This window comes from Nakamurella lactea DSM 19367 (assembly GCF_000426645.1).
In the GTDB taxonomy this organism is placed as follows: Bacteria; Actinomycetota; Actinomycetes; order Mycobacteriales; family Nakamurellaceae; genus Nakamurella; species Nakamurella lactea.
Genome location: NZ_AUFT01000001.1, coordinates 45,137 through 57,273, shown reverse-complemented (window position 1 = coordinate 57,273; position 12,137 = coordinate 45,137). Strand labels below are relative to the sequence as shown.

Annotated in this window: 10 protein-coding genes; 7 read left to right on the top strand and 3 right to left on the bottom strand. The window is 71.5% G+C overall.

All coding sequences use genetic code 11. The features are described from left to right. Positions 1-64: 64 nt before the first annotated feature. Positions 65-355, bottom strand: coding sequence for an MGMT family protein (locus tag K340_RS0100280; protein ID WP_029135228.1), 291 nt, complete (start codon positions 353-355; stop codon positions 65-67). Positions 356-436: 81 nt separating this feature from the next. On the opposite strand from K340_RS0100280, the gene K340_RS0100275 reads away from it, so the two are divergent. Then, complete coding sequence (locus K340_RS0100275) at positions 437-628, top strand: hypothetical protein (protein WP_029135227.1); 192 nt, start codon at positions 437-439, stop codon at positions 626-628. On the opposite strand, the gene K340_RS0100270 is transcribed toward K340_RS0100275, so the two are convergent. Continuing rightward, a complete protein-coding gene (locus K340_RS0100270; RefSeq protein ID WP_029135226.1) occupies positions 609-1,493 on the bottom strand; it encodes a LysR substrate-binding domain-containing protein in 885 nt (294 codons plus the stop codon). The genes K340_RS0100275 and K340_RS0100270 overlap by 20 nt on opposite strands. 130 nt (positions 1,494-1,623) lie before the next feature. On the opposite strand from K340_RS0100270, the gene K340_RS26420 reads away from it, so the two are divergent. The 6 genes from K340_RS26420 (at position 1,624) to K340_RS0100240 (ending at position 11,608) form a co-directional block, all read left to right on the top strand. Then, positions 1,624-2,958 (top strand): MFS transporter, encoded by a 1,335-nt coding sequence (locus K340_RS26420; protein ID WP_051264674.1) that lies wholly within the window; start codon positions 1,624-1,626, stop codon positions 2,956-2,958. A gap of 54 nt (positions 2,959-3,012) precedes the next feature. Then, the gene (locus K340_RS0100260; protein ID WP_051264672.1) at positions 3,013-6,243 is read left to right on the top strand and encodes an ATP-dependent helicase; all 3,231 of its coding nucleotides are present in this window, start codon (positions 3,013-3,015) and stop codon (positions 6,241-6,243) included. Next, positions 6,240-9,542 carry a UvrD-helicase domain-containing protein gene (locus K340_RS0100255; protein WP_051264670.1) on the top strand — a complete coding sequence of 1,101 codons (3,303 nt, stop codon included), beginning with the start codon at positions 6,240-6,242 and terminating at the stop codon, positions 9,540-9,542. Before K340_RS0100260 ends, K340_RS0100255 begins: the two co-directional genes overlap by 4 nt. A 33-nt stretch (positions 9,543-9,575) precedes the next feature. Further along, positions 9,576-10,454 (top strand): dihydropteroate synthase, encoded by an 879-nt coding sequence (folP, locus tag K340_RS0100250; protein WP_029135223.1) that lies wholly within the window; start codon positions 9,576-9,578, stop codon positions 10,452-10,454. A 93-nt stretch (positions 10,455-10,547) separates the two neighbouring features. Then, entirely contained in the window at positions 10,548-11,051 is a 504-nt protein-coding gene (locus K340_RS34905; RefSeq protein ID WP_084613964.1) for a DivIVA domain-containing protein, read from the top strand. Next, on the top strand, positions 11,048-11,608 hold the full coding sequence (locus tag K340_RS0100240) for a DNA-3-methyladenine glycosylase I (RefSeq protein ID WP_029135222.1): 561 nt from the start codon (positions 11,048-11,050) through the stop codon (positions 11,606-11,608). The genes K340_RS34905 and K340_RS0100240 overlap by 4 nt, the downstream gene beginning before the upstream one ends. A 43-nt stretch (positions 11,609-11,651) precedes the next feature. On the opposite strand, the gene K340_RS36350 is transcribed toward K340_RS0100240, so the two are convergent. Beyond that, positions 11,652-12,131 (bottom strand): DUF6191 domain-containing protein, encoded by a 480-nt coding sequence (locus K340_RS36350; RefSeq protein ID WP_037362115.1) that lies wholly within the window; start codon positions 12,129-12,131, stop codon positions 11,652-11,654. Positions 12,132-12,137 lie beyond the last annotated feature (6 nt).

Below are 12,137 nucleotides of genomic sequence, written 5' to 3'. Positions count from 1 at the left end.
GCACGGCGACGGCGCCGGCGACGGGCGGCGGCTCGTCGCAGGGCGACGGAACCGGCGGATCCGATCAGGGGCGGTACCGATAGCTGCGCAGGCTGATCCGATCTCCGGTCACCTCGACGCCCTCCGCGCGCAGCAGTTCCGCCTGCCGGGCGGCGACGTGCGGCGCGAACGTTCCGTTCGCCCGCAGCACCCGGTACCAGGGGGTGTCGTCGTCGGACAGCTCGGCCAGTACCCGCCCGGCCAGCCGCGGTGACGGCGATCCGGCTGCCGCCGCCACATCACCGTAGGTGCAGACCCGTCCGGGCGGAATCGAGCCGACCACCTCCAGCATCCGGGCCGCGAGCTCCATGTCCATCCGCACATCCTGCCCCGGAATCCGCGGCCGGCTGCGCCGTTCGAGTTTCCCTGAGTGCCGTTGGTGGTGTGAGATGGACCCATGACCGATCCCGGCCGCGCGCCGCACGAAGACCCGATTGCCGCTACGCAGCAGTTCCGGCGTTTCGTCGCTGAGGACCTGTCGGCCGAGGTCGCGCAGGGTCGCGACGATCGGACCAAGAAGCTTCTCCTGCTGATCGCCGCGATCGTCGTTGTCGTTGTCGTCGTGGTGGTCATCGCGCTGATCGTGTGACGATCGGCGGGCCGGGCGCCAACGGTCGGCTGCTGCCCAGGATCGCCGTGGTGAGCGCCTTCGCCGGCTCCGCCGGCGCCCGCGGGCCGGTGAGCAACACGAAGTCGATCTCGCCGAGGTCGGGCAGCCCGACCGCCGGCGGCAGTTCGACCAGGTCGGACGGCGCCAGGGTGCGGGCGAAGATCGACACCCCGAGACCGGCCCGGACGGCGGCCAGCACACCGTTCACCCCGCGCACCGTGCAGGTGATCCGGAACGGGATCCCGGCCGATTCCAAGGCCCGGACGCCGAGCGAACGGCTCAGGCTCGGCGCCTGATAGACCACCAGCGGGATCGGATGGGCCGGATCGATGGGAGTGCCATCGGCTGCCGACCAGACCAGCCGGTCCCGCCGGACCACGGTCGCCAGCGGATCTCCGGGATCGTGTTTCACGAACGCCACGTCGAGGTGGCCGGCCTCCAGCCGGCGGTGCAGGAACGCACTCTGGCCGACCGTCAGCTCCAGGTTGATCTGCGGGTACAGCCGGCGGAACTCGCGCAGGATGCTGGGCAGGGCGGTGAGTGCGAGATCGTCGGAGACGCCGAACCGCAGCCGGCCCCGCAGCCCCGATCCGGTGAAATAGGCCACTGCCTCGTCCTGCACCGACAGGATGCTGCGGGCGAATCCGGCCATCGCCTCGCCGTCTGCGGTCAGCGAGACCGAGCGGGTGTCCCGGCTGACCAGCGGTCGCCCCACCGCTTCTTCGAGTTTGCGGATGTGTTGGGACACAGTCGGTTGACGCAGTCCGAGCTGTTCAGCGGCTCTGGTGAAGCTCAGCGTGCCGGCGATGGCCAGCAGGGTTCGCAACTGCTCCGGTGGATACAAGGCTAGCTCCCGCTGTTCCATTGGTCATTACGGAACACAATGCCAATGATAGGGCCAATTCGCCAGCGTTATGGGAACGAAACGGTCATCATTGTTGGGTCCGTCGTCCACGTCCACCGTTGGGACCCCCTTGTTCACCCGTAGCACCGCCGGTCCGCGCGCCTCCGCGGCCGACCGGCCGGCCACCTTCAGCTCCCTTCGCACCCGCAATTTCCGGATCTTCCTGAGCGGTCAGCTGATCTCCAACGTCGGCGGCTGGGCGCAGCGCATCGCCCAGGACTGGCTCGTTCTGACCTTGACCAAGAGCCCGACGGCGGTGGGCGTTATCGTTGCGCTGCAACTCTTGCCGTCGATCCTGTTCGGCCCGGTCGGTGGACTGGTGGCCGACCGCTTCCCGAAACGCACGGTCCTGGTCTGCACCCAGATCGTGATGGGCAGCTGTGCCGGCGTGCTCGCGGTGCTCACCCTGACCGGCACCGTCGAGGTCTGGCACATCTTCGCGGTTGCTGTTGTGCTGGGCATTGCGATCGCGATCGACAACCCGACCAGGCAGGCGTTCGTCAACGAGATGGTCGGACCGCGGTTGCTGCGCAACGCGATCAGTCTGAACTCGGCCGCGTTCCAGCTCGGCGCGCTGGTCGGGCCGGCGGTGGCCGGCGCGCTGATCTCCACCATCGGGATCGGTGCCGCGTTCGCCCTGAACGCGATGAGCTTCACGGTGGTACTGGTTGCGCTGCTGCGGATCCGCAGCAGCGAGCTGCAGGTGACGGGAGCGGCCGTGACCGCTGCGACGACCGACGACCAGCCGGTGAGCACCGCTGTCGAGCTGTTCGGTCGACCCGAGATGCGCTGGCCGACCGTACTTGTCGCGGTCTTCTCGATATTCACCGTGTCGTTCCCGGTGACCATGGCAGCGTTCGCCAACGGAGTGTTCGAGGTGGGCGCCGGTGGCTTCGCGCTGCTCACCTGCGCGCTGGCCGTCGGTTCACTGATCGGGTCGCTGTCGGCTGCTCGCCGCGTCGAATTGCGATTGCGCGGTCTGGTCGGGTTGGCAGCCGGGCTGGCAGCGACCCAGTTGGTTGCCGCTGCGGCCCCTGGCATGGCCGCCTTCGCGGTGTCGCTGGTGGCGGTCGGATTCTGCTCGGTGGTGTTCGGCGTGTCGGCCAACGCCGGTGTGCAGCTGGCCGCCCGCGATCACAATCGCGGCCGGATCATGGGGCTGTACCTGCTGGTGGTGGTCGGCGCCGGTTGCGTGGGCGGGCCGCTGGTCGGCGCGATCAACGAGAATCTCGGGCCGCGTTATGCACTGCTGTTCGGCGCGATCGTGCCGGGACTGGTGACCTTGGTGGTCGGACTCAGGCTGGCGCGGACGGCCGGCATCGAAGTGGTGCCGACGCTGCGGCGACGGTTCGTGGTCGGATCCCAGCAGGTCCGTTCCAGGGTGGTGCACCCGCTCGGCCGCTGAGCCCGGCGGTGGGCCGGTTCCGCAGTGTCGGTGTTGCATGGTTGCATGCCGGATATGACAGCGAGCGCCGCCACCGATCAGCGGCCCGGGTCGACCGGGGTGCGCTACCGGCTCCGGCGACCGGGCGGCGGCGTCGGTGTGCTCGTTCCGAGCACCGATCAACGACAGGTGATCGAACATGCCGGCGGGCGGTTGCGGGTGCTGGCCGGCCCCGGCACCGGGAAGACCGCCACCATTGTCGAGGCGGTCGCGCAGCGGGTCGAGGCCCGCGGAGTCGACCCGGAATCCGTTCTGGTGCTGACGTTCTCGCGCCGCGCCGCCCGCGAGCTCACCGACCGGATCACTCGTCGGCTCGGCGTCACCACCGCAGAGCCGCTGGTCCGGACCCTGCACTCCTACGCGTACGCGCTGCTCAAGGCCGAGGCCGCGCGGTCCGGTGCGCCGGCGCCGCGGATGCTCGGCGCCGCGGAGTCCGACCGGATGGTGGCCGACCTGCTGGCCGGGCAGTTGGCGCAGGGCGGAATGGCGTGGCCCGGGCAGCTGCGGCCCGCGTTGGCATCGCGGGCGTTCGCGGGTGAGGTGCGCGACCTGGTGCTGCGGACCGGCGAGCGGGCGCTGTCGCCGGCGGCGATCGCCGCACTGGGCCGACGGTACCGGCGGCCGGAGTGGGTGGCGGCCGCCGGCCTGGCCAAGGAGTACCAACAGGTGGTCGACCTGCGGATGGGCACCACCGGTCTGGGGACGGCATTGGACCAGGCCGAGTTGACGCTGGCCGCATTGGAACTGCTGAGTCGCGACGACGTGCTCGCCGTCGAGCAGCGCCGGATCAGGCGGGTTTTCGTCGACGAGTACCAGGACGTCGATCCGGCGCAGGCAGCCCTGGTCGAGCGGCTGGCCGCCGGCGCCGACGAGTTGGTGCTGGTCGGCGATCCGGATCAGGCGATCTACGGCTTCCGCGGTGCCGATCCAGGCGCGCTCCGGCGGATCGAGGTCGATCGGACGGTCACGCTGTCGGTGAGCCGTCGGGCCGGCCTCGCGCTGTTGACGGCCACCAGGCGGGTCGCCGCGTTGTTGCCCGGCACCGCCGATCACCGTGAGCTGTTCGCCGCCGACGGTGTGCCGGCCGGTGTGGTGGAGATCAGGGTGCTCCCGACGGCGGCCCGGGAGGCCGCCTATGTCGCCGACCGGCTCCGTCGGGCGCACCTGATCGACGGCGTTCCATGGTCGGAGATGGCGGTGGTGGTGCGCTCCCCGGCCGCCGCGCTGCCGGCCCTGCGGCGCGCGTTCGCCACCTCCGGAGTGCCGCTGGCCGTGCCGCCTGCCGACCGCGGAGCGCTCGGCGACCCGTTGGCGGACACGCTGATCCGGCTGCTGCAGTTCGGGGCGGATCCGCAGCTGCTGGACGGCGCGATGGCCCAGCAACTGCTCACCGCACCGCTGGGTGGGGCCGGCGGGCTGGACGCGCTCGCCCTGCGCCGGTTGCGGCGGGCGGCGCGGCTGGCCGCGGCCGCCCCTGACCAGGCACCTGCGGTCGCGGCTGATCAGGTACCGACGGAAAGGCCCGCCGGAGCACCGGGTTCCACGGCCGATCTGTTGGCCGAACTATTGGCGTCGCTGGTCCGTGAGGAGGATGAGCCCCGGTGGCTGGCCGACCTCCCGGAGGCCAGGACCGTCCGCCGGCTGGCCGGCCTGCTCCGCGCGGCCCAACAGGCGGCCGCCGCTGCAGACGGTGAGTCGGCGCTCTGGCGGGTCTGGACCGGGACCGGGCTGCAGTCCGAGCTGACCACCGCCGCGGAGCGGGGCGGTCGGGCCGGCCGCCGTGCGGACGAAGCGCTGGACGCGGTGGTGGCGCTGTTCGACCAGGCCGCAGAGCTGGCGGCCCGGTTGCCCGGCGCCGGTGTCCGGGCGTTCATCGATCAGGCGTTGTCCGAACAGCTCCCGGGCGAGCGATCCGCCAGGGCCGGACGGGCCGGCGAGGTGGTCACGGTGCTGTCGGCGCACGCGGCCAAGGGGCTGGAATGGGACCTGGTGGCGGTGGCCGCGGTCCAGGAGGGCAGCTGGCCCGACCTGCGTACCCGGACCGGCCTGCTGGCCACCGAGGATCTGTTGGACCGGGCGGCCGACATCGACCCGGCGCTGTCCCGGACCCCGGCAATGCTGGCTGACGAGCGTCGGTTGTTCTACGTCGCCTGCACCCGGGCTCGGCGCGAGCTGCTGGTGACGGCGAGCTCGGGTGAGGACCGGGCACCGTCCCGATTTCTGGACGAGCTGGCCGGTACCGACAGCGAGGGCGGGCAGTCGGTCGAGCAGGGTTGGCCGCGGGACGGGGCCGGCACCCGGCGGGCGTTCCACCTGCCGGAACTGGTCGGCGAACTGCGGCGGGCCGTCAGCTCCTCGACCGACCCCGAGGTCCGGCAGCAGGCCGCCGCCCAGCTGGCCCGGCTGGCGGCGGCCGGGGTACCGGGCGCCCATCCGCGCCAGTGGTACGCGCTGGCCGGCGTCTCCAGCGACGCGCCGGCCGTCCCGTCCGGCACCGCTGTCGCGGTGTCGCCGTCGGCGGTCGAGCGACTGCAGCAGTGCAGCCTGCGCGGTGTTCTTGAGCGCCGCGGCGCCCGTGGGCCGATCGAGGACCCGCAGCTGATCGGGATGGTCGTGCACGCCGCAGCCCAAGGGTTGTCCCAGGGCATGTCCGAACCGGCGGTGGTCGCCGAGATCGATACCTTCTTGGCCGGGCAGGAACAGCTTCCGGACTGGCAGGTCCGCCGGATTCGGCGGGCCGTCACCTCGATGACCACGGCGATCGCCCACTGGCTCGATCAGCAGGCCGCCGCCGGGGCGCGGACCGTCGGTTCCGAGTTGACCATCGATCTGGACCTGGGCACCGCCCGGATGACCGGCCGGATCGATCACCTGGGCAGGCAGGCCGACGGCACGCTGTTGGTCACCGACTTCAAGACCAGCGTCACCCCTGAGTCCAAGGAGAAAGCGGCCAGGAATCTGCAGCTGGCCTGCTACCAGGTCGCCGTCACCCTCGGTGGTGTTGACGGTGTGGACGGCGAATCCGGTGGCGCGCAACTGCTCTACGTTCGCAGCGGCTCGGCCAACCCGCGCCCGCAACCGCCGCTGGATCCCGAGCTGGCCGAGCTGGCCGTCGGGGCGATCAGGGAATCGGCGGCCCGGTTGGCCGGCGCGACGCTGCTGGCGCAGGAGAACGCGGACTGTGACCGCTGCCCGGTTCGGTCGTGTTGTCCGCTGCAGTCCGAGGGTCGGCAGGTGACCCGTTGACGACACCGCAACTCCGGCAGCAGTTCTCGGCGGCCGAGCTGGCCCAGTTGCTCGGGCTGCCGACCCCGACGGCCGAACAAGTGGCGGTGATCCAGGCGCCGCTGCAGCCGTTCTTGGTCGTTGCCGGTGCCGGTTCCGGCAAGACCGAGACGATGGCGGCCAGGGTGGTCCATCTGGTGGCGAACGGATTGGTCGCGCCCGAGCAGGTGCTCGGGCTGACCTTCACCCGTAAGGCCGCCGGACAGCTGGCCGAGCGCATCCGGACCCGGTTGCGCACCTTGGCAAGGCTGCGCACCGTGCCCGACGACGTGGCGCACGCGCTGGCCGGCGCCGAGCCGGAGGTATCGACCTATCACGCCTTCGCCGGCCGGGTGATCGGTGAGTACGGCCCGTTGGTCGGGGTGGAGCCGTCATCCCGGGTGCTCACGCCGGCTTCGTCCTGGCAACTGGCGCGTCGGCTGGTCGGCCGCTGGGAGGACGACCTGGAGACCGACGCCGGGCCGGACCGGGTCACCGAGACGCTGCTCGCCCTCTCCGGTGGCCTGGCCGATCATCTGCGCCGGCCGGCCGAGCTGGCCGAGTTCCTGGACGCGCTGATCACCCGGATCACCGCTGCGCCGCCGACGTCGCGGCAGAAGGGGCCGCTGATGACCGAACTGGCCGCCAGGGTGAAGAACCTGCAGCAGCGGCGGTGGGTGCTGCCGCTGGTGGAGGCCTTCGCCGCGGCCAAACGTGACCAGGGCGTTGTGGACTTCGCCGACCAGATGCAGCTGGCGGCCGAGCTGGTCGCCGGCCACCCGACGATCGGCGCCGCGCTGCGCGATCGTTACCGGGTGGTGCTGCTGGACGAGTACCAGGACACCGGGCATGCCCAGCGGATCATCCTGCGGTCGGTGTTCGGCTCCGGTGCCCATCCGGTAACGGCGGTCGGCGATCCCGTGCAGTCGATCTACACCTGGCGGGGCGCATCGGCCTCGAACCTGACCCGGTTCGGCGACGACTTCCAGCTCGACGACGGGCGGCCATCGCCTCGGTTGACCCTGCTCACCAGCTTCCGGAATCCACCGGAGGTGTTGACCATGGCCAACGGCCTGTCGGCACCGATCCGTCGTGATGTCGACGGTCTGCGCCCGCGGCCGGACGCCCCTGCCGGTCGACTGCAGTACGGCCTGTTTCGCACCATCGGTGACGAGAACCGTTGGCTGGCAGAACATCTCGCCGCCCGTTGGCTGGCCGCGGCCGACGCCGACCGTCCGCCGCCGAGTACCGCGGTGCTGATGCGCCGACGACGGGACATGGACGAACTGGCGCAGGCTCTGCGCGACCGCGGGCTGCCGGTCGAGGTGGTCGGGCTGGGCGGTCTACTGCAGGAACCCGAGGTGGCCGACCTCGTCGCCGTGCTGCACCTGCTGGTCGATCCGAACTCCGGTGCGTCGGCCCTGCGGGTCCTCACCGGTGCCCGTTGGCAGCTGGGCGCCGCCGATCTGGCCGCCCTGGCGAACCGGGCCCAACAACTGTCCGGCCGCCGGCGCCCGGCGCCCGGGGCCGACCTCGCGGCGTCCGTCCGGGCCGCGATGGCCGAGGCCGCCACCGGCGCCGAGGACGCCGACGACGTCCCGAGCCTGGTCGATGCGATCGCCGATCCCGGTGGTGCCGAAGGGTATTCGGCCGCCGGGTTCCGCCGGATCACCGCCCTGGCCGACGAGCTGACCGCGTTGCGGGCTCGACTGTCCCAGCCGCTGCCGGATCTGGTGGCCGACGTCGAACGCACCATCGGGCTGGATGTTGAGGTCGCGGTCGCCGGGCCGGAGGGGCGCGCACACCTCGACGCGTTCGCCCAGGTGGTCGACGATTTCGCCGAGCTCGGCGGCGGGGTCGTCGAGCTGCTCGACTTCCTGACCACCGCGGAGGAACGGGAAGAGGGTCTGACGCCCGGCGAGGTCGAGGCGACCAGCGATCGGGTGCAGATCCTGACCGTGCACGCCGCCAAGGGGCTGGAGTGGGACGTGGTGGCGGTCCCGCACCTGTCGGTCGGGGTGTTTCCCTCCGACCGTGCGGTCAGCTGGCTGTCCGACGCCTCGCAGTTGCCGCCGGACCTGCGCGGCGACGTCGACGACGTACCGGCGTTGCGGCTGCCGGCCGACGCCGACCAGGGCGAACTGGCCAAGGTACTGAAGGCGCATCTGGCTGCGTTCAAGGACTGGCAGCGGGAAGAGGAACGGCGGCTGGCCTACGTCGCGGTCACCCGGTCGCAGGGTGACCTGCTGTTCTCCGCGCACCACTGGGGATCGACCGGCGTCCGGCCGCGGGGACCGGGAGAGTTCCTCACCCAGTTGCGGGAGCTGGGCAGCGGGCCGGGAATCGACGTCGAGCCGGATTGCTGGGCGGATCCGCCGGCCGACGGCGAACAGAACCCGCTGACGGCGACTCCGCGGACCGCGGGTTGGCCGCAGGATCCGTTGGGCGATGCACGCGCCCGGATCCGGCAGGGAGCCGATGCGGTTGTGACTGCGCTGGCAGCGCTCTCGGCGTCGGCCGAGACATCGGCGTCCGCACCGGACATCGCACCGGCACCGGACATCGCACCGGCAGCCGACATCGCACCGGCACCGGACATCGAACCCGACCCGTTCGGCTGGGCCGCCGACGTCACCGCGCTGTTGGCCGAACGACGATCCCGAACCACCTCGGTGATCGATGTCGAACTGCCCGGGACGGTCTCGGTGTCTGCCCTGGTCGACCTGGCTGCCGACCCGGTGGGGTTGGCGCGCAGGCTGCGCCGTCCGGTGCCGCAGCCACCGGCGCCGCAGGCCCGCAGGGGGACCGCCTTTCACCTCTGGTTGGAACACCGGTTCGCCGGCGAGGCGCTGCTCGGACTGGACGAGCTGCCCGGCGCCGACGACCGGGACGCGGCCGCCGATGAGCGGCTGGAGGTACTCAAGACCGCATTCCTGGCGTCGGTCTGGGCCGATCGCACACCGATCCGGGTGGAGGTGCCGTTCGCCACCACTGTCGGGCCGGTCGGTGTGCGCGGCCGGATCGACGCGGTTTTCACTGATCCGGACGGCGGTGACACCGTCGTCGACTGGAAGACCGGGCGACGCCCGTCGGCCGCCGATGCCGAAGCCGCCGCCGTCCAGCTCGCCGCCTACCGGCTGGCCTGGTCGCAGCTGTCCGGGCTTGCGCTGGGGCGGGTGCGGGCGGCGTTCCACTACGTCGCGGACGGCGTCACCCTGGCGCCGGTCGACCTGTTGGACGCCGCCGGGCTGGCCGAACTCATCGAGTCGTCGACGAGCTGACCGGCCGCCGCGGGCAGCCCCTAAGCTGCCAAGGTGACGTCTTCGCGCCCGGTGGTCGAACTCCGCGGCAAGGCCCTGCGCGCCGATCGGGCAGCGGTGATGGCCATCGTCAACCGCACCCCGGACTCGTTCTTCGACAAGGGGGCCACCTGGGCCGAGCAGGCCGCCCTGGAGGCGGTCGATGCGGCGGTGGCCGAGGGCGCCGACCTGGTCGACATCGGCGGAGTGAAAGCCGGCGTCGGACCGGTGGTGGACGTGCAGGAGGAGATCCGCCGGGTTGTCCCGTTCCTGGAAAAGGTCCGCGCCCGGCATTCCGAGTTGGTGCTCAGCGTCGACACCTGGCGTTCGCCGGTGGCCGTCGAGGCCTGCCGGGCAGGCGCCGATCTGCTCAACGACACCTGGGCGGGCGCCGATCCCGGTCTGGCGGACGTCGCCGCCGAGTACGGCACCGGCATCGTCTGCTCACACACCGGGGGAGCGGTACCCCGGACCAACCCGCACCGGGTCGGGTACGCCGACGTGGTCGCCGACGTCGTCGCCGAGACCACCAGCGCCGCCGAGAAGATGGTCGCCGCTGGCGTGCCGAGGGCGGGCATCCTGATCGACCCCACCCACGATTTCGGCAAGAACACCTATCACGGACTGGAACTGGTCCAGCGCACCGGAGAGTTGGTGGCCACCGGCTGGCCGGTGCTGATGGCATTGTCCCGTAAGGACTTCGTCGGGGAGACGCTCGACGCCGCGGTCGGCGACCGACTGATCGGCACGCTTGCCGCGACCGCGTTGGCCGCCGCCGCCGGCGCGGCGGTGTTCCGGGCGCACGACGTCGCCGCCACCCGGCAGACCCTGGAGATGGTGGCGGCGGTCCAGGGCACCTTCGCCCCGCTGCGGGTCAGGCGCGGCCTGGTCTGAATAGGCGTCGAAGTACCGCTTTCGTCGACCCTCGGACGCCGGTCGGAACCAACCCTCATCGCACGGTCGGTGGAACATGGCACCATCGTCTTCGTGATCACGGTTCTGGAGTACCTCGTCATCGCGGCGGCGATCGGCCTTGTCGTCTTCTTCCTGGCGGCCTGGGTGTTCGGCCGTGGGGAGCAGCTGGCGCCGCTGCCGGCCCGCACCTCGCCGGCCGAGCTGCCGGACAAGGCCCCGGCCGGCGACGACATCCGCAAGGTCCGGTTCGCCGTCGGCGTCCGGGGTTACCGGATGGGCGATGTCGACTGGACCCTGGACCGGCTGGCCGACGAACTGGACCGGTTGCGTGGCCAGGTCCGTGACCTGGGCGGCGACCCGGACGATGTACCGGACGCACCGGAAGTGTTGCCCGAAGCGGCCGAGGAGCAGGCAACGACCAGCAGAGTGCTGCCCGAGAGCGACGGGGCGCCGGCTGCGCTCGACGCAGCGCACCCTGAACCTGCCGGCTACCCGGTCGGCGTCGCCAACCCGGGAGGCCACGACGACGACGTCACCAGGCGGTTCCCGGCGTCGGACCCGGGCGAGGGGTCGTGACGGCCGCCGAGCGCCACCGCTGCGGCTGGGCGACGGCGACGCCCGACTACGTCGAGTATCACGACCTGGAGTGGGGCACACCGCTGCACGGCGACGACGCGCTGTACGAGCGGATATGCCTGGAGGCCTTCCAGTCCGGGCTGTCCTGGATCACCATTCTGCGCAAGCGACCGGCCTTCCGGGAGGCGTTCGCCGGCTTCCGGATCGACGCGGTCGCCGAGTTCGACGAGGGTGACTACGAACGGCTGATGAACGACGCCGGGATCGTCCGCAACCAGGCGAAGATCAGGGCGTCGATCGCGAACGCCAAGGTGGCGGCGGCGCTACCGGACGGCCTGGATGCCCTGCTCTGGTCCTTCGCGCCGGATCCGGCCTCCCGCCGGCGCCCGGCGACGCTGGCCGAAGTTCCGGCCATCACCGACGAGTCGACGGCGATGGCCAAGGAGCTCAAGCGGCGGGGGTTCGCGTTCATCGGGCCGACGACGGCCTACGCGATGATGCAGGCGACCGGGATGGTCGACGACCACGTCGCCGACTGTTGGCGGGCGACCGGCTGACGCTTGCGGACGCTTGCGAAGCCAGTCCTGATACCGGCTGAACTCAGACCGGCGGTTCGGTATTCGAGGTCTCGCGGGCGATCTGCAACGCATCGGCGTCGATGTCGCCGTCGGCGGACACCGAACTGCCCGCCGGCAGCCGCGGCGCGGTTCCGGTGTCGGCGGTCGGTGCCTTGGTCACCTCGGCGGAGTCGTCGTCGGTGCTCTGCACCGCTTCCTCGGTATCGCCGTGTTCCGGAGCGGCGCCGCTGCCGTTCTCGTCAGCCGGGTTGTCGTCAGCCGGGTTGTCGTCAGCCGCCGTGTCGTCAGCCTCGGTGGTCTCCGGGTCCGTCACGTCCTCGCCCTCCGGGTCGGTGCCGGTCGCCTTGCTGCCCATGTTGATCACGGCAACGCCGGAGAGCAGGTCGATGCGCAGGTTGCCGGGGTCGGCCTGACCCTCTTCCTCACGCCGAGACGCCTTCGACTGGCGCTCTTCGATCTCGTGCCGCATGCCGGGGTTGAACAACGCCCCGAGCTCTCCCATTGGACC

Coding starts and splice junctions, on each gene's coding strand:
- K340_RS0100275 (WP_029135227.1), top strand. CDS start 437: ATGACCGATCCCGGCCGCGCGCCGCACGAAGACCCGATTGCCGCTACG.
- K340_RS0100280 (WP_029135228.1), bottom strand. CDS start 355: ATGGACATGGAGCTCGCGGCCCGGATGCTGGAGGTGGTCGGCTCGATT.
- K340_RS36350 (WP_037362115.1), bottom strand. CDS start 12,131: ATGGGAGAGCTCGGGGCGTTGTTCAACCCCGGCATGCGGCACGAGATC.
- K340_RS0100260 (WP_051264672.1), top strand. CDS start 3,013: ATGACAGCGAGCGCCGCCACCGATCAGCGGCCCGGGTCGACCGGGGTG.